This window comes from Rhizobium sp. BK377 (assembly GCF_014193935.1).
GTDB lineage: Bacteria > Pseudomonadota > Alphaproteobacteria > Rhizobiales > Rhizobiaceae > Rhizobium.
In genome coordinates this window covers 967,930-984,478 of sequence record NZ_JACIAC010000001.1, presented here as the reverse complement: position 1 = coordinate 984,478, position 16,549 = coordinate 967,930, and the positions used below count along the sequence as shown (strand labels likewise).

The 16,549-nt window shown below is 59.8% G+C and carries 15 protein-coding genes; 8 read left to right on the top strand and 7 right to left on the bottom strand.

The features are described from left to right. Positions 1 to 7 precede the first annotated feature (7 nt). Complete coding sequence (locus FHT92_RS04900) at positions 8 to 730, top strand: HAD family hydrolase (protein ID WP_183822926.1); 723 nt, start codon at positions 8 to 10, stop codon at positions 728 to 730. Between the two features lie 103 nt (positions 731 to 833). Beyond that, positions 834 to 1,877: a tetraacyldisaccharide 4'-kinase gene (lpxK, locus tag FHT92_RS04895; protein ID WP_183822924.1), complete on the top strand. Its 1,044-nt coding sequence runs from the start codon at positions 834 to 836 to the stop codon at positions 1,875 to 1,877. Here lpxK and FHT92_RS04890 read toward each other — a convergent pair. Beyond that, on the bottom strand, positions 1,874 to 2,101 hold the full coding sequence (locus FHT92_RS04890; protein WP_183749110.1) for a DUF2093 domain-containing protein: 228 nt from the start codon (positions 2,099 to 2,101) through the stop codon (positions 1,874 to 1,876). The genes lpxK and FHT92_RS04890 overlap by 4 nt on opposite strands. A gap of 66 nt (positions 2,102 to 2,167) precedes the next feature. Further along, complete coding sequence (mutL, locus tag FHT92_RS04885; protein ID WP_183822922.1) at positions 2,168 to 3,988, bottom strand: DNA mismatch repair endonuclease MutL; 1,821 nt, start codon at positions 3,986 to 3,988, stop codon at positions 2,168 to 2,170. 182 nt (positions 3,989 to 4,170) lie between these two features. Here mutL and FHT92_RS04880 point away from each other — a divergent pair, with 182 nt between their 5' ends. Together FHT92_RS04880 and FHT92_RS04875 are read left to right on the top strand one after the other, a co-directional pair. Further along, positions 4,171 to 5,889, top strand: a complete 1,719-nt coding sequence (locus tag FHT92_RS04880) for a response regulator (protein ID WP_183822920.1) — start codon at positions 4,171 to 4,173, stop codon at positions 5,887 to 5,889. 122 nt (positions 5,890 to 6,011) lie between these two features. Further along, on the top strand, positions 6,012 to 7,376 hold the full coding sequence (locus FHT92_RS04875) for an EAL domain-containing protein (protein ID WP_210278345.1): 1,365 nt from the start codon (positions 6,012 to 6,014) through the stop codon (positions 7,374 to 7,376). A gap of 111 nt (positions 7,377 to 7,487) precedes the next feature. On the opposite strand, the gene FHT92_RS04870 is transcribed toward FHT92_RS04875, so the two are convergent. From FHT92_RS04870 to FHT92_RS04850, 5 genes are all read right to left on the bottom strand, one after another. Next, positions 7,488 to 8,108 carry a PRC-barrel domain-containing protein gene (locus tag FHT92_RS04870; protein ID WP_183822916.1) on the bottom strand — a complete coding sequence of 207 codons (621 nt, stop codon included), beginning with the start codon at positions 8,106 to 8,108 and terminating at the stop codon, positions 7,488 to 7,490. A 223-nt stretch (positions 8,109 to 8,331) separates the two neighbouring features. Continuing rightward, entirely contained in the window at positions 8,332 to 9,219 is an 888-nt protein-coding gene (locus FHT92_RS04865; RefSeq protein WP_183749115.1) for an SMP-30/gluconolactonase/LRE family protein, read from the bottom strand. Between the two features lie 4 nt (positions 9,220 to 9,223). Continuing rightward, entirely contained in the window at positions 9,224 to 9,856 is a 633-nt protein-coding gene (locus FHT92_RS04860; protein WP_183822914.1) for a 2-dehydro-3-deoxy-6-phosphogalactonate aldolase, read from the bottom strand. A 32-nt stretch (positions 9,857 to 9,888) separates the two neighbouring features. After that, a complete protein-coding gene (locus FHT92_RS04855; protein WP_183822911.1) occupies positions 9,889 to 10,806 on the bottom strand; it encodes a 2-dehydro-3-deoxygalactonokinase in 918 nt (305 codons plus the stop codon). Next, the gene (locus FHT92_RS04850; RefSeq protein ID WP_183822909.1) at positions 10,806 to 11,576 is read right to left on the bottom strand and encodes an SDR family NAD(P)-dependent oxidoreductase; all 771 of its coding nucleotides are present in this window, start codon (positions 11,574 to 11,576) and stop codon (positions 10,806 to 10,808) included. The genes FHT92_RS04855 and FHT92_RS04850 overlap by 1 nt, the downstream gene beginning before the upstream one ends. A 103-nt stretch (positions 11,577 to 11,679) precedes the next feature. On the opposite strand from FHT92_RS04850, the gene FHT92_RS04845 reads away from it, so the two are divergent. The 4 genes from FHT92_RS04845 to FHT92_RS04830 all read left to right on the top strand — a co-directional run bounded on the left by FHT92_RS04845 (position 11,680) and on the right by FHT92_RS04830 (position 16,537). Next, positions 11,680 to 12,531 carry an IclR family transcriptional regulator gene (locus FHT92_RS04845; RefSeq protein ID WP_183749119.1) on the top strand — a complete coding sequence of 284 codons (852 nt, stop codon included), beginning with the start codon at positions 11,680 to 11,682 and terminating at the stop codon, positions 12,529 to 12,531. A 259-nt stretch (positions 12,532 to 12,790) separates the two neighbouring features. Then, positions 12,791 to 13,522 (top strand): LuxR family transcriptional regulator, encoded by a 732-nt coding sequence (locus tag FHT92_RS04840; protein ID WP_183822907.1) that lies wholly within the window; start codon positions 12,791 to 12,793, stop codon positions 13,520 to 13,522. Positions 13,523 to 14,014: 492 nt separating this feature from the next. After that, the gene (locus FHT92_RS04835; RefSeq protein ID WP_183749121.1) at positions 14,015 to 15,166 is read left to right on the top strand and encodes an Mrp/NBP35 family ATP-binding protein; all 1,152 of its coding nucleotides are present in this window, start codon (positions 14,015 to 14,017) and stop codon (positions 15,164 to 15,166) included. 393 nt (positions 15,167 to 15,559) lie between these two features. Next, positions 15,560 to 16,537: a magnesium transporter CorA family protein gene (locus tag FHT92_RS04830; RefSeq protein WP_183749122.1), complete on the top strand. Its 978-nt coding sequence runs from the start codon at positions 15,560 to 15,562 to the stop codon at positions 16,535 to 16,537. Positions 16,538 to 16,549: the final 12 nt, after the last annotated feature.

The following is a 16,549-nucleotide window of genomic DNA, read 5'->3' as shown; positions in this document are numbered from 1 at the left end:
AGCGGTCATGTCGGCAGAGGCGAAGATCAGGGGCATCCTCTTCGACAAGGACGGCACGCTGCTCGACTATGATGAAAGCTGGCTACCTGTAAACCGAGAGCTTGCCCGGATCGCCGCCGAAGGCGACGCAGCACTTGCCGATCATCTGCTTGCCGCATGCGGCATGGACCCCGTCACAGGCCATATCGTTCCCGACAGCCTGCTTGCGGCCGGTAACACCCACCAGATCGCGGAAGGCCTCGTTGCCGCCGGCTCGAAGGTCGATGTGATCGAACTAACGATCAAGCTCGACAATCTCTTTGCCAATGCCGCAGAATTCTCTGTGCCGGTCACCGATCTCGCAGCCTTCTTTGGCCGCCTGCACAAACGCGGCTTCAAGCTCGGCATCGCCTCGAGCGACAATGAGCGCTCGATCCGTCAAACGGCCCAGCGCTTCGGCATTTCCGACTATGTCGATTATATCGCCGGTTACGACAGCGGCTTCGGCAGCAAGCCTGAGCCGGGCATGGTGCTCGGCTTCTGTGCTGCGACGGGCCTTCAGCCGGAAGAGATCGCCATGGTCGGGGATAACAACCATGATCTCCATATGGGCAGGAACGCGAAGACCGGCCTGACGATCGCGGTTCTGACCGGCACCGGCTCGCGTGAATCGCTCTCCGCCGCCGCCGATCATGTTTTCGACGACATCACCCACATCGAAGCCCTGCTGCCGGATCTGCAACTGGCTTGAGGCGCAAAGACTTGCATTTTCATGCGTTTTGGCTTCTCAATCCGCCCGGTCGATTTTGTGAGACCTCGCCTGGGGGTGAGGGCAAGGGAAACGGGACGGCATCATGATATCCGAAGCGCCGCCTTTCTGGTGGAGGCGGGCAGGTTGGCAGGCATGGGCTCTGTCGCCCCTTTCTTTCCTTTATGGTCGTGTGGCGGGCTATCGCATGGTCCATGCGCGCCGCGCCTCGGTTCCGATTCCCGTCATCTGCGTCGGTAATTTCACAGTGGGGGGGGCGGGCAAGACGCCGACGGCAATTGCGATTGCCCGTGCCGCCAAAGCCAAGGGTCTGAAGCCAGGTTTCTTAAGCCGCGGTCACGGCGGTTCGTTGGATATCACCACCGTCGTCGATCCTGCCCATCACCGCGCAGTCGCCGTGGGCGACGAGCCGCTGTTGCTGGCGCAGGAAGCCCTGACAGTGATCTCCCGCAAGCGTGTCGATGGTGCAGTGAGGCTCGTCGAAGAAGGTGCCGATGTCATCATCATGGACGATGGTTTCCAGAGTGCGCGGCTCGCCATCGACTACGCGCTTCTGGTGATTGATGCGACGCGCGGTCTCGGCAACGGTCATATTGTCCCGGGTGGCCCGGTGCGCGCGCCGGTCAGACTGCAGTTGCGCCAAGCGACCGCGCTTCTGAAGGTCGGAGATGGCAATGCGGCTGACCGTATCGTCCGCATCGCGGCGCGCGCTGCCAAGCCTTATTTTACCGCCGCGCTGAAAGTGTCCGGCGAGAATTCTTTCGATGGCCTCAAAGTACTCGCCTTTGCCGGTATTGCCGATCCGGAAAAATTCTTCCGCACGGTTCGTTCGCTTGGAGCGAACATCGAGGTGGCGACGGCTTTCGGCGATCACGAGCATTTAAGTGAGGAAGAGATCGACGGTCTTCTCGCGGCTGCAGACCAGCAGAACCTGACGATCGTCACGACGTCGAAGGATTTCGTACGTCTCGCCGGCCATCACGGCAAGGCGGAGAAGCTTGCGGCCCGCTGCCATGTCGTCGAGGTGGAGATGGCATTCACTGATCCGCTTGCACCCAGGCTCATCATCGATCGAGCCTTCGATGCCTGCCGTGAGCGTCGGCTCAGGGAAGCGAAAAAGAAAGCTTAACGCTGGCTCGGCAGAACGCCGGCGCGCCGGTCGGCTTCGAGTGCCGAAGCGACATCGGCATAGGGTTCCTGCCGCGCTACGCTCCAGTAGCGAAGCTCATCGAGCGGGACCTGTTTGCCCGTCATTGCGCAGACGACATAGGAGCCGGGCGACAGAATTTGGAAATCGCCGTCGAGATAGCGGATCTTCGCCTCGCGGTTTCCGTGTCCTTCGAACAAATTCATGCGTTCCATCCCCGCGGTCTGTCATCCGTCTGCCATACTCCCCGACAAGTTGTTTTGCCAGCTTTTTCAGCTCCGGCCGAACAGACGCTCGATATCAGCAAGCTTCAGTTCGATATAGGTCGGACGTCCATGATTGCATTGGCCGGAGCCTGGGGTGACTTCCATTTGACGCAAAAGCGCATTCATTTCTTCCGGCCGCAGCCGTCGTCCTGATCGCACCGAGCCATGGCAGGCCATGGTTGCTGCCACATATTCGAGCTTGGCCGAAAGGCCGGAGGCCGTGTCCCATTCGGCGAGCTCATCGGCAAGCTGGCGGACGAGGCCTTGCGCGTCGACCTCGCCGAGCATGGCCGGCGTTTCGCGCACAGCAATGGCGCCCGGCCCGAAACGTTCAATCGCAAGACCGAGTTCGGAAAACTCGGCCGCATGTACCATCAGCCGGTCGCAATCCTCTTCGGGAATGTCGACGATCTCGGGGATCAGCAGTACCTGTGAGGCCAGCCGCTTGGAATGCAACGCCTGGCGCATCGCCTCGAAGACCAGCCGCTCATGAGCGGCGTGCTGATCGACGATGACAATGCCATTGTCTGTCTGCGCGATGATGTAGTTTTCATGGATCTGCGCCCTCGCGGCACCGAGCGGATAGCGCGCCACCGGTTCGGCTAAAGTGGCTGCGGCCTGCGCTTGGGATGCAGGCTCGAAAACCGGCTCCGAGCGCGCCGTCGGATGGACGAGCCCGTCGAAGGAGGCTTGCGGTCTTTCACCGAAACCGGCCGTCGACTGATACGGCCGGGAGGGAGAAGTTGTCGCCGACCATGGTGCCTGCGGCCGCTGTGGTGTCGCCTGAAAGCCAGGGCGGAAAGCGCGCAGCATGTCGCTTGCGCCAGTCGTTGCTGCCCGGCTGCCATCACGCGCGAGAGCTTCTCGAATTGCGCCGACAATTAGCCCCCTAACCAGTCCCGGATCGCGGAAGCGGACGTCGGATTTTGCCGGATGTACGTTGACGTCAACGAGCGCAGGATCGAGCGTGATGGAGAGCACCGCGACCGGATAACGGCCGGAGGGAATCGTTTCGGCATAGGCGCCGCGGATCGCCGAGAGGATGAGTTTGTCTTGCACGGGGCGGCCGTTGACGAATGCGTATTGATGAGCCGAATTGCCCCGGTTGAAGGTCGGCACGCCGGCAAAGCCGGTCAGTTGCACCTCTTCACGTTCGGCGTCCAGGGCGATGGCGTTGTCGCGAAATTCCTTGCCGAGCACCTGCGCCATGCGCGCCAGATGATCCTCGCCGGTTGCCGGAAATTCCAGCGTCGAGCGATCAGAGCCCGACAGCACGAAACGCACGCCCGGAAAGGCAATCGCCATACGCTTGACGATCTCGGTGATTGCAGCCGCTTCCGCCTTCTCCGTCTTCAGGAATTTCAGCCGTGCCGGCGTCGCGAAGAATAGGTCGCGCACCTCGACGATCGTTCCCGGATTCGCGGCTGCAGGGCGCAGATGCACGATCTTGCCGCCGGCAACAGAGATCTCGTTGCCTGCTGCGCTGTCACGCCTGCGGCTTGCGATGCTGAGCCGCGCCACCGAACCGATCGATGGCAATGCTTCGCCCCGGAAGCCGAGCGTGCGGATATCGTCAAGCGTCTCCGATATCTTCGAGGTGCAGTGGCGCTTGACCGCAAGTTCAAGATCGGCGGCATCCATGCCGGACCCGTTGTCGCTGACGCGTAGCAGCGCTTTGCCGCCGCCGGCGGTTGCGATTTCGATACGGGTCGCGCCCGCGTCGAGCGCGTTTTCGATCAGCTCTTTTGCAGCACTCGCCGGTCGTTCGATGACTTCGCCGGCGGCGATCTGGTTGATGAGCGTTTCCGAGAGCTGTCTGATGGCCATGCGCCTATTTTCGGGGATTCGCGGCCATGAGGAAAGGCTTTTCGTCGGGCTTGAAACAGATGTCGAGCCTTGTCCCCCAAATTTGGGGGGCATTACTGTTAAGCGGCTCTTAAGACAAAAACGGCATTTTATTCATATACCTCCGGAACCGCGAAAATCGGACAGATGTGGGATGTGAAGGAATGAGTGCCGGCTTCGAAAAGGCGGACACATCATCTGTGAGTGACGCGCCGCCGCCTGAGGCCGACCTTCAGACGGCGCTTTTCGACGCTGTGTGCGACAGTCTTTCTGCCGCGTTCGTCATCTATGACCGCAACGATCTTCTTATCTTCGCCAGCCGCCAGGTCATGGAATTCTTTCCGCTACCTGAGGCTGTGCTTCGGCCGGGCGCCCGGCTTCGAGACTTTCTGGGTGCGATCTACGATACCGGCATTCGCGAGAAGACTCTCGGGCGCCAGCCGGGTTCGCTCAGCCGCGAGGATTGGTTGTCCCAGCGCATCGCCTCCCACTGGCGTGAACGTTTCGAATCCGTCGAGCGCCACGGCTCCGACCGCTGGGTTCGCTTTTTGAAGCGCCGCCTGCCGAACGGCTATGGCGTAACCGTCATCTCGGATATTTCCGAGGCGCGTAAGCGCGAGGAACAGTGGCGCTATGATCTGGAGCGCGTACAACTCACCGAGGATATTCTCGACCATCTGCCGTTCCCGCTCTTCGTCAAGGATCGCAACCTTGCCTATGTCGCCGTCAACAAGGCCTTCTGCGAGAAGTACCAGACGACGGCGGACGAGGTTCTCGGCCGCAAGAGTGGTGATCTGTTTTCGCCTGACATTGCCAAGCGCTTCGAGGAAAGCGATCGCCACGTGCTTGAAACCGGTGAAATGTCGGTCTCCCGCCAGCGCCAGATCGCCCGTGATGGCACCGAACGCGACATCGTCAGCCGCAAGCACAGGATCGGCAAACCGGGGCGCTATTTCCTCGTCTCCACCATGCAGGACTTGCCGCGCGACGGAGGCGATCTCGACGAATTCAGCCAGGCCTCCAAGATCACCACTTCCAGCAACCAGACCTACCGCCGCGCTTATGTGCCGGTGCCGAACGCATCGCAGCGTCGCGAGCCGGCGGCGATGGAGGCGATCGTTCCGGAAAATTTCTCCGGCCGAAAGATTGTCGTCGTCACCTCGGATCTTGCCGCCGAAACTGCCGCGCTGCGCACGCTCGCAAAATACGGCTTCGAATCCTGCTCGGTCCGCGGCGAGGATGAGGAAGAACGTTTCCTCGAGATTGCCAGCTCCTCCGGCATCTCGCTCGATCTTCTGATCATCGATAATCAGATGGGCATGCGCTGCCTGGAACTCGCCGAACAATATGGTATTCCTGCCCTCGTCATGGATGGCTTCCAGATTGCCAATGAGTTGACCTTCCAGATCGCCCGCCACTTCAACCGCAGCGGATGCGGCGGCGGCACCGAAGGCGACTGGGAAATTACCACAACTGAAGAAACCGCAGGCCTTCAGGTTCTCGTTGCCGAGGACAACGAAATCAACCAGATCGTCTTCACACAGATCCTCGAAGGTCTCGGTTACCGCCATCGGATCGCAGCGACTGGTGAAGAGGTCGTTCGTCTCTGGGCCGAACATCGGCCGCAGATTGTATTGATGGATATTTCGCTTCCGGTTTTCAACGGCTTTGAAGCCTCACGCCTCATTCGCCAGATGGAAGAGGGACAGGGTGCCCGGACCCCGATCATCGGCGTACTGACACAGGCTTTCGAGCGCGATCGTGCGGAATGCGCCAAGGCCGGCATGGATGATGTCGTCATGAAGCCGGTCAGCCCCGACATGCTGGAAACGATATTTCAGAAGCACCTGGTGGATGAGCCGATGAAGGCTCAATCTCTATAAAGGACGCGTCCCCCAGATCTTGGGAGTGCTTCAGGTTGTAGCCCCCTCGATTTACTATCGAATTGTTAAGATTTGGCCGTCATTCTTCGCCGGTGCGGAGGAAAAATCTTGGGTTTGGAGTGATGGTTTCGCCGGAAATACCATTCATGACTGTGAGTCAGAACGAGCTCCAGGCGATGGCCTATACCGATCCGCTGACCGGATTGGGAAACCGCAATCGTCTGCGCGACAAGGTGATGCAGATTTCAGCCGAGCGGGCCAGCGACCCGGCGCCCTTCACCATCGGTATCGCCAATCTCGACAGTTTCAAACCCATCAACGATCTTTTCGGCTCCGCTGCCGGCGATGAAATCCTGTGTCAGGTCGCCCATCGCCTGAAAGCCTGCATTCCAGATGGTGCATTGGTGACCCGTCATGACGGCGACGAGTTTGCTTTCGTCCTGCCGCTGATCTTCGAGCGCGCCAGCGCCGAGAAGTTCGGCCAGATGATCCGTGAGGTCCTGTCGGCTCCGTACGATCTCGGCGACCGCAACGTGCGTCTCTCCGCCTCGTTCGGCTTTGCGATCCATCCCTTTGCAGGCGAGGACTGCGACGAGCTTTTGAAGAGCGCCGAAACCGCGCTCTATCGTTCCAAGCGCCGCGGCCGCGGGCAGATCACCGTCTATTCGCGCGAGATCGCGCAGGAGATGAAACGGGCGACCCAGCTCGAACAGGCGCTTCGAAACGCCATCATTTCCGACGCAATCGACGTGCATTTCCAGCCGATCGTCTCGCTCGCCAATAATCAGGTAGTGGGCTTCGAAGCACTTGCCCGCTGGAGCGATCCCGATCTCGGCTTCGTCTCGCCCGGCGTCTTCGTGCCGCTTGCCGAAGAGCGCGGCTTTATCGATGCGCTGTCGGAGGCGTTGCTGCGCAAGGCTGCGGAAGCGGCGCTCTCCTGGCCGCGCGAACTCTTCTTGTCCTTCAACCTCTCTTCGGCCCAACTCATGGATCCGGGTACGAGCAATTCCATCCTTTCGATCCTTGGCCGCGTCGGCTTCGACCCGCATCGGCTTGAGCTTGAGATCACCGAGACGGCTGTCATGAGTTCCGCCGATACGGCCCACCGGATCCTTGCCGATCTGCGAGCGGCGGGCGTGCGCATCTCGTTGGATGATTTCGGCACCGGCCAGTCGAGCCTCGGGCGCCTGCGCGATTTCATCTTCGACAAGATCAAGATCGACCGGGCCTTCGTCTCACGCATTAATTCCGACCGCGCCTCCGAGCACATAATCAAGGCGATCCTTGCCATGTGCGAAGGCCTCGAACTGGAGGTCGTGGCCGAAGGCATTGAAGATTATTCGGAAGCGGTCAAGCTGCGCATGCTCGGCTGCGGCATGGGACAGGGCTATCACTTCGGTCGGCCGGCCGATGGCATCGCCACGCTGCGCTTCCTGCACGAGAACTATTACTGCGATACAAGCGCAGCGGAACGCGCCAGCGCATAATGCATGCAGCTCAAACTGTGCAGCGATTTCGCGATTACGACTTGCGCAACAAGGCAAAAAGCGATGGCGCCCCATGGGACGCCATCGCCGACGCTCTACTCTCCGTACGGATTACTTGTTGGTCGTCGAGCCTGTCGCCGTATTGTCCGTCGGCAAAGCCGTACCGGTTGCTGCTGGAGCCCTTTCAGCCGACTGCATAGCCAGCGTCTTGAATTCCGGAGCAGCCTTCAGCGATTCCGCGGTTTCCGTGGTCGTAAGCTTGACGGTGCCGTCCTGCGTGTTCTGGGCGACGGTGATCTTCTGCATCGGAACGGCGACGTTCTTTTCGCCAATGCCTAGGAAGCCGCCGACACCAATGATAGCCGCTACGAGACCGCCATCCTTCTTCATGATGAGGTCGTTGACTTCGCCGATGCTCTCATTGTTGCCGTTATAGACCGACTGGCCGATATAGGTGTTAGCGCTGATCTGGTCCGGGGCCTGCTGTGTAAGATAGCTGTCGCTAGCTGCCTGAGCCGTATCGGTGGTCGGTGCCGGCGCAGGAGCCTGTGCGGCATCACCTGCAGGAGCCATCGGCTTGGCCGGTGCGGGGGATGCAGGATCGGCGGGTGCAGACTGGGTGGGGGCGGCAGGATTCGCAGGTTGCTGAGCTGTCTGCGAAAATGCCGTCGGTGCGAAAGCCGTGGCAAACAGTGCGCCAGCGGCAACAGTCGTCAGGAGTTTGCGTGTCATTTCGTACCTACCTTCGTTCCTTGAGTGATCCCTGGCCTGGCAGCGCCTATTTTCAGGCATTCCTGTCGTGCCGGTTCAAAAATGAAATGGCCGATTTGCTTATTGGTTCCGGACGAAGACACGGAAAATTTTACGGTTTTCACGGAGCCTTGATCGAAAGGCGGCCCGAAATGCAAAAAGGCGCCCTGCAACGGAGCGCCTTTGTACATGCGGGTTTCGACGTTCAGATCACATAGGCAGGATCGAAAACACCCTTTACGGTGATGCCGAGTTCAAGTAGCGCGCCTGCGCTCGGCTGAGCGGAGCGGGCATCCTCGTCCAGCCCTTCCCAAGCCGTCGTCACCACCAGCCGGTCGGCATTGGCTCCAATAAAGGCCGGGCAAGAAGGCTGTGCGGCCGGCACCTTGTAGCGGGCGATGCGCAGGCCGTCCGGGCTGTAGCGGTCGACGACGCCGGCGCCCCAGCGGGCATTCCAGATATAACCATCGGCATCGCAGACCGAACCGTCCAGCCCGCCGGGTTCGTCCATGCTGTCGACCATCACGATTGGTTCGCCCGAGGGAAGGCCGGTCTGCGGATCGACCATGACCCGCATCAGGCGGCTGATGCGGGTATCGGTGAAATAGCCGATCGTGCCGTCGGGCGAAAAGCAGATGGAGTTCGGAATGCTGATGCCGCCGAAGATTTTCGTCACCTTGCCGGCAGCCACGTGGTAGATCGCGCCCGCCTGCTGTTCGGCGCGCTTGCTCATGGTGCTGATCCACAACGCGCCCGAGGGATGCGTGCGCCCGTCGTTGGAGCGGTTCTCCGGCTTGTCGTTTTCCAGCGCTGCATAAAAGGTCAGGCTGCCGCTCGCGATGTCACGCACGAAAAGCCCTTCTTCGGTCGCCAGCAACTGCCGGCTGGAATCTATCCTGGCAAGCACGCTCGCCATGACAGGCAACGGATGCACTTTCTTTTCGTCCGTCGAAAGATTGAGCTCGTGAAGTTCCTTGCCGAGAATGTTGAACCACCAGACCGAATTGGAAACGGGATCGTAAGTGGGGCCCTCACCCAGAACCGAATTGGTGTTGCAAAGTGTTTTGCCCTCGAATTCATAAATATCAGTCATATGCCTATGCTCCTATGGCTGCATCATAGGCTAAGATGGTTGCCTTGGCGCGCTCGGCAACCTCTGCGGCGGTCATTCCCGGCTTGTAAATGCTGGTGCCGAGACCGAAGGCCAAAATGCCCGCTCTGGTATAATCGGAAAAGTTCTTGTCCGACACGCCGCCGACGGCCGCAATCACCAATTCCTGCGGCAGGACAGCGCGGATTGCGGTGATGCCTGACGGCCCCAGAACGCTCGCGGGGAAGAACTTGAGGCCGGTCGCACCCGCGCGCGCTGCCTGCAGCGCTTCAGTAGGCGTAAAGACCCCGGGCATGGTCACCATGCCGTAGTCGTGGGCGCGGATGATGACCTCGGCCTCGACATTCGGTGTCACCAAGAGCTTGCCGCCAGCCGCATACAGGCTGTCGACGGCTTCCGTGGTCAGTACCGTGCCGGCTCCGATCAACACATTTGCGGGCGCCATCTTGGCGGCGATCTCTATCGACTTGAAGGGCTCCGGCGAGTTGAGCGGGATCTCAATCGCCGTCAGGCCATTTTCGATCAGCGCGCCGACCACGGCTTCGGTTTCCTCGGGCTTGATGCCGCGCAGGATGGCAATCAGCGGACGCTTCATATCGGGGAAGGGGACACGGTTCATGGGAAATATCTTTCTCAGTTCGGCCAGATGGCTCAACTTGGCCAGATGGCTTGGGCAGCAGCCGAAAGCCCACCGCGGACGGCGGCATCGGCATCGATGGCGGTGAAGGAAAGGGAGAGCGTGCGGAAAGCCTGCTCGTAAAGCGCCTGCAGGCGTCCGGAAGCGACGAGGGTAATGGCCGTATCGTTTCCGGCATCCTGCAGCGCGCCGGCAATTTCAAGGCCGATCAGAGTGCCGGAGAGCTTGGCTTGAGCAGCGGCAGCCGAAATACCGTGCAGAAGCTGGCCGGAGCGGGCGGTGAAAATCATGTTCGACGCAAGTGCTGGCCGCTTGAAGGCGGCTGCAACCGCCGCTTCGAAGGCCGCTGCATCGGTCGGCTGGTCCTCGGCGCCGGCAACGGCGTGCATGAGGATCGTGTGTTTGGTGATGGCGTCGAAAAGTTCGCCGGTCATGAACGTGGAGAAACCGATGACCTTGCCGTCCCTGACATGCACCCATTTGGAATGCGTACCCGGCATGCAAACGGCCTGCATTCCCCTGCTGTCTGGCCCGAGTGCCCCGAGAAGCTGCGTTTCTTCACCGCGCATGACATCGGGCGTCTCAGCATCGCGCTGCGCAAGGCCTGGCAGAATGCGCACGTCGCGGCTTTCGCCAGGCACGGAAACCGCGCCTGATAGAATCGAGGAAAGCGAAGCCGGCACGTCGATATAACCCGCCTCCACCCAGCCTTGCCGCGCGCCTGCCATGCCGCAGATGATAACAGGCAGGTTATCAGGCGCTTCGACGGCTGCTAGATGTTCTGCAAGAACCTGAGAAAAGCCGGTTTTGGCGGCAGTCGTCATGCCTTCGCCGCTGCGGCGCTCGGCAAGAACGGAGCCACCGGCATCGATAAGCCAGAGCCGGAAGCTGCTGGTGCCCCAGTCCACCGCGACATAAGCGGGATTTGCCATTAGAGAACGCCTCCATCGACGATAAGGGACTGCGCGGTCATGCCGGCCGCGCAGTCGGATGCAAGAAACAGAGCCGGACCGACGATCGCGTCCGGCTTCAATGGGGTCTTCAGGCATTGCTCCTGCACGGAGCGGGCAATGCTTTCCTCCGTCAGCCATAGCTTCATCTGCCGCTCGGTCACCACCATGCCCGGCAGAATGCAGTTGACGCGGATATTCTCGGGACCAAGTCTTCCGGCCATGCTCTTTGTCAGGCCGACGACTGCCGCCTTGGCGGCGGCATAGGCAGGAAAGACGCCCATGTTCAGCTTGAAGGAAATCGACGACATGTTGATGATCGCTCCGCCGCCGGCTGACCGCATCGAAGGGGCAACCGCCTGCGAGGTGAAGAAGACATGGCGCAGGTTGATTGCCTGATTGTTGTCCCAATAATCCTCGGTCACGTCGTCGAATTCGTGCCGGTCGTCCCAGGCGGCATTGTTGACGAGCACCCGGATCGGCCCGGACCTTTCGACAACCTCGCTCACAGTCCGCCTGATGGCGTCGATATCGCGGAGGTCCGTGTGGTGGAAGCTGACCGGATACGCAGTCTCTCCGGAAAGCCGTCCTGCCAGTTCCCGGCTTTCTGCCTCGGCGATGTCGAGGAAGGAAACCTTTGCACCCTGCCTTGCGAAACCCTCGACGAGGGCAGCGCCGATGCCCGAACCGCCGCCGGTCACCAGCACCGTGCGATCCCTGAATTCGGGGAATTGTGCGGTCACAGCACTCATCGTCTTTCCTCCCGGCATATGATTATTCCATTATTTGGAACGTTATTTGACTATATGGAATTATTCGATTAGCCTGCCTTTTGTGTCAAGAGTGGGAAAGGCGATGAACTCCAGCGGCGACAGCATGGCGCAGGCGGATGACGAGAGCCTGTTGCGTGAAACCGGCGCTTCGCGTGATACTAGCACATCGCGTGATACTGGCACGCTCGGCAAGCTGGTGATGCTGCTTGATCTCGTCACTCATGCCGACGTTCCCTTGCGCTTTACCGATATTCTCGCTTTAGCCAACCAGCCGCGCGGCACCCTGCACCGGCAGCTCGGCCATCTGGTGGCGGAAGGACTCCTCGAACTTGACGCCGAAGGCCGTTACGCGCCAGGCCTCCGGCTCCTCGATTTCGCCTCGAGAAGTTGGGCGCGCAACGAATTCCGCCTGATTGCCGCTCCGCATCTGGCCTCTCTTCATCGAGAGACGGGTGAGACCGTCCATCTCGGCGTGCTGCGCGGCTCCTCCATCATTTATCTCGACAAGGTCGAAGGACACCAGCCGGTGCGCATGTATTCACAGATCGGCAATGCCTCACCCTGCTATTGCACCGGTGTCGGCAAGGCCGCACTCTCGGTGCTGTCGCCCGTTAAACTCAATGAGCTGCTCTCCGCCCTGCATTTCAACCGCTTCACCCCAGCGACGCATGTGAAAGCAGAAAGCCTGCTGGCGGAGATTGGCGAAATTGCCACGGCCGGCCATGCTTTCGATCGCGAGGAGCACGAGGCTGGTATTTGCTGTGTCGCCGCCCCCATCTGGTCGGACGATCGTTCCTTCATCGGCGGGGTCTCCGTCACCGGTCCCGCTTACCGGCTGTCGATGGAACTTCTTCAGGAATGGACCATTCCTGTCCAGGTGACGGCCCGGAAAATCATGGACGAAATGCGCGTCCGTCTCGGGCCAAGGCGTTGAAGCCGATTTGACCGTCTCAACCGCTGGACGTGGTATACATAGCATGCTTATAATGAGTGCATTATTGAGATTTGACGGCGAATCACGCCAACTGGGGTCGTCCGCGAAATCATCGACAATTCACCGGCCGAACGCGCTGCACGCCGAGGCTGAATACTATTGATCTGACGGGCGTCGTGTAACCCACCCTGTACTGACCGTTTTTCCACGCAGGCTGCCAGCGGTTTACCAAAGCCCGGTTCGAAGGCGAAAAAATCTGATGGCAAGCTTACCGCAAACTTCGGTGGAAGACGCCTACGTCCACGAGGTCGCCGGTCTAAAGACGCAGTTCGACATTTTCCGCTTCATGAAGCGGGTGACGGAGGCCTATCGCAGCCGGGCATTCATGGTTTTGAACCTGCCGCCGGTTACCTCCTTCGATCTTCAGGGCAACACGATCATTACCAGCTGGCCCGCTGAACTCCTGTCCATCTACGATCAGGAAGGACTGATGGTGAACAGTCCGGTCCTGCGGCGGCTGCGCACGTCGACTTTGCCTTTCTTCTACGATACGTCGCGCACCAACTGGCCGCGCGACGACGGCAAGACAGGTGTCGTTGCAGCCCTTTTCGAACGCTTCAAGATGATGCGCTGCGCCTATTTTCCGACCCATGAACCGTCGGGGACGCGCGGTGCAGTCTCCTTTGCCGGTGATCGCGAGCCCTTCACTCCGGCGGAGATGCGGGAACTCAGCTACATCGCGATCCATGTCTTCGATCGGCTGGCCGAAATCCGTAACCTCGATACGCGCATGACCGATACATTGACGGACCGTGAGATCGATTGCCTCAATTGGACTGCCGCTGGCAAGACCAGTGCGGAAATCGCGGAAATCCTCGATCTCTCCGAACACACGGTCAATCACTACCTGAACCGCGCAACAAAGAAGTTGGATACAGTCAATCGCACGCAGGCCGTCGCCAAGGCACTGCGCATTGGCCTCATCAACTAAGGCCCCGATTTCAGCAGGCCTGCGGCCTAAAATTACGTCAGTTGCTGTTTGGCTGCTCAATATCTGAGCGTCGATTGCTTGATGGGCCGCTAGAACTGACGATTGCCATCCTTTTCCCGCGATTTTCGCAGTTGGCACGCTTCCTGCTTCGTTATCGACAGAGGTCCAGAGGGGACTTTGAAAACAGCGCCAGATCTATGGCGCGACCGACACGCCGCCGTCTGATATCGCTGCCGCTTTTCTCCCGGCGTTCCGATATCGGCGGCGGTTGTTGCGTTTGCCACGCCTTTTGCCCTGTTCCGAGACCGGACGATTTCTTTCTACTTTTTTAGCCTTTTTTGCTTCCTCTACGTTGCTCCGAATTGCGCCAATTCTCGACGGAGAGAAATGTGCTGCCTTCCTTTGACGCGAGGTGTGCCTGCTGCCCGATTTTATTTGGCGAACCTGCCGGCCTCCACTATTTACTGATGACGAAAAAGCAGTGAGGGTGGAATGACCGAGGTCACCAAGGAACAGGTACTGGAAACGCTGAAGACCGTGCGAGGCCCGGATCTGGAGCACAACATCGTCGAACTCGGCATGGTTTCCGATGTCTTCATTTCCGATGGCAAGGTCTATTTCTCCATCACCGTGCCGGCCGAACGCGCCAAGGAGCTGGAGCCGTTGCGGCTCGCTGCCGAGCGCGTCATCAAGGAGATGCCGGGCGTCAAAGGCGCGCTTGTGGCACTGACGGCAGATAAGAAGGCCGCCGCCAATGCGCCCGCAACGCGCCCCGGCCCACAGGCTGACCACAGCCGTCACGGCCACTCCCATGCCCCGCAGCTGCCGCCTCGCACCGCCAGGATCGGCGTTCCCGGTATTGGCGCCATCATCGCCGTCGCGTCGGGCAAGGGGGGCGTCGGCAAGTCGACGACTGCGGTCAACCTGGCACTCGGTCTGCAGGCAAATGGTCTTCGCGTCGGTATTCTCGATGCCGATATCTACGGCCCCTCCATGCCGCGCCTCTTAAAGATTTCCGGTCGCCCGACGCAGATCGACGGCCGCATCATCAATCCGATGGAGAATTACGGTCTCAAGGTCATGTCCATGGGTTTCCTCGTCGATGAGGAAACCGCGATGATCTGGCGCGGACCGATGGTTCAGTCTGCGCTGTTGCAGATGCTGCGTGAGGTCGCCTGGGGCGAGCTCGACGTTCTCGTCGTCGACATGCCGCCCGGCACTGGCGACGCCCAGCTCACCATGGCTCAGCAAGTGCCGCTCGCCGGCGCCGTGATCGTCTCCACGCCGCAGGATCTGGCGCTGATCGATGCCCGCAAGGGCCTCAACATGTTCCGCAAGGTCGAAGTACCGGTTCTCGGCATCGTCGAGAACATGAGCTATTTCGTCGCGCCCGATACCGGCACGCGCTACGACATTTTCGGCCACGGCGGCGCGCGCAAGGAAGCCGAGCGCATCGGTGTGCCCTTCCTCGGCGAAGTGCCGCTGACCATGAACATCCGCGAGACTTCGGATGCCGGGACGCCGCTCGTCGCCTCCGATCCAAATGGCATCGTCGCCGGAATCTACCGTGCCATTGCTGCCAAGGTCTGGGAACAGGTCGGCGAAAGGCCACAGCGCGCTGCACCTGCAATCGTCTTCGAGTAGGGCGAATCACGCGCCGCTCACCACGAATTGTGGAGGAAATGAGATGAAAAGGCGCAGTTCGGGTAAGATGTCTTGATTATTTTCCGGCTTTGCTTCATATGCCCGCCGGCGTCATGATGGCGCGTCTGCAAATGCTCTGTGATGCCGCCTGTCGATGAAGGTTCCGCCCTCTCTGCATATTCGGAGTTGACTTGTCGATCGAAGGATTGGTGACTGCGATGCAGTGGAGCAACCCGGCCGGTAAGGCCGACATGGCCGGAGTTTTATGAACCTGCTTTATCCGCTTCCGTTACGATCGATGACGAGTGTGCCCTGGCTTGACTGCACTCGCGGGGGCGTGGAAGGGCTTTCGATGAAAAGGGCTAAGACGGTTGGGCGCGGGAGATGCGGGCTGTGATCACCGCATATTGTTCCAACTGCAAGTCGGTCGAGATCCGTGATCTTGCCAATCCTCCTGAGTTTCCGGCGGATGTGGTATGGGTCGACATGGTCGAACCGACTCGCGAGGAGGAGCTGCATGTCGAAAAGATCCTTGGCATCGAAGTGCCAACCCGTGACGATCTCAGGGCAATTGAGCCGTCAGCTCGCCTCTATGTCGAAAATAACGCAGTATACATGACCGCTTCGCTGATATGGAAAGCGGAAACGGAAGCGCCGACCCTGACGGATGTCGCCTTCATCCTCGCCGGCGACAAGCTGGTGACCATCCGCTATGCCCATCCGAAATCCTTCGCACTCTTCATCGCCGCTCTGCACCGCATACCGGAACAGTGGCGCAGCGGCGCCGCTTTGCTCGCCAAGCTCTTGGAAACGATCGTCGATCGGACCGCCGAGGTTCTGGAGATGTCGATCTCCCGCCTGGACATCCTCTCTGTGCATGTGTTCGGTGACCGTGCCAAGAAGGTGCGCAAGCCATCGAACTATCTGGAAGAGAAGCTGAAGGACATTGCCGGCCATCATCGCATGATCAGCAAACTGCGCGACAGTCTCGGTTCGCTCTCGCGCCTTCTCACTTTCTTCTATACGATTCCGGTCGTGCAGCACGATCAGGAAACCAAAGAGCTCTGCCGAACGATCTCGCGCGATATCCAGTCCCTTTCGGAACATGCGTCCTTCGTCGCCGGCAACATCACCTTCCTGCTCGACGCTTCGCTCGGCCTCATCAACATCGAGCAGAATGCCATCATCAAGATTTTTTCGATTGCTTCGGTCGTGTTCTTGCCGCCGACGCTGGTCGCCTCCATTTATGGCATGAATTTCGAATTCATGCCGGAGTTGCACCTGACCGCGGGTTATCCCTATTCGCTCGGTCTCATGGTGATCTCCGCCGTCATTCCCTTCTTCTTTTTCCGCTGGAAAGGCTGGCTCTGAGGAGCCTGTGAT

Coding starts and splice junctions, on each gene's coding strand:
- FHT92_RS04840 (WP_183822907.1), top strand. CDS start 12,791: ATGGCAAGCTTACCGCAAACTTCGGTGGAAGACGCCTACGTCCACGAG.
- FHT92_RS04890 (WP_183749110.1), bottom strand. CDS start 2,101: ATGAATTTGTTCGAAGGACACGGAAACCGCGAGGCGAAGATCCGCTAT.
- FHT92_RS04855 (WP_183822911.1), bottom strand. CDS start 10,806: ATGGCAAATCCCGCTTATGTCGCGGTGGACTGGGGCACCAGCAGCTTC.
- FHT92_RS04860 (WP_183822914.1), bottom strand. CDS start 9,856: ATGAACCGTGTCCCCTTCCCCGATATGAAGCGTCCGCTGATTGCCATC.
- FHT92_RS04865 (WP_183749115.1), bottom strand. CDS start 9,219: ATGACTGATATTTATGAATTCGAGGGCAAAACACTTTGCAACACCAAT.
- FHT92_RS04845 (WP_183749119.1), top strand. CDS start 11,680: ATGAACTCCAGCGGCGACAGCATGGCGCAGGCGGATGACGAGAGCCTG.
- mutL (WP_183822922.1), bottom strand. CDS start 3,988: ATGGCCATCAGACAGCTCTCGGAAACGCTCATCAACCAGATCGCCGCC.
- FHT92_RS04875 (WP_210278345.1), top strand. CDS start 6,012: ATGGTTTCGCCGGAAATACCATTCATGACTGTGAGTCAGAACGAGCTC.
- lpxK (WP_183822924.1), top strand. CDS start 834: ATGATATCCGAAGCGCCGCCTTTCTGGTGGAGGCGGGCAGGTTGGCAG.
- FHT92_RS04835 (WP_183749121.1), top strand. CDS start 14,015: ATGACCGAGGTCACCAAGGAACAGGTACTGGAAACGCTGAAGACCGTG.
- FHT92_RS04870 (WP_183822916.1), bottom strand. CDS start 8,108: ATGACACGCAAACTCCTGACGACTGTTGCCGCTGGCGCACTGTTTGCC.
- FHT92_RS04900 (WP_183822926.1), top strand. CDS start 8: ATGTCGGCAGAGGCGAAGATCAGGGGCATCCTCTTCGACAAGGACGGC.
- FHT92_RS04850 (WP_183822909.1), bottom strand. CDS start 11,576: ATGAGTGCTGTGACCGCACAATTCCCCGAATTCAGGGATCGCACGGTG.
- FHT92_RS04880 (WP_183822920.1), top strand. CDS start 4,171: ATGAGTGCCGGCTTCGAAAAGGCGGACACATCATCTGTGAGTGACGCG.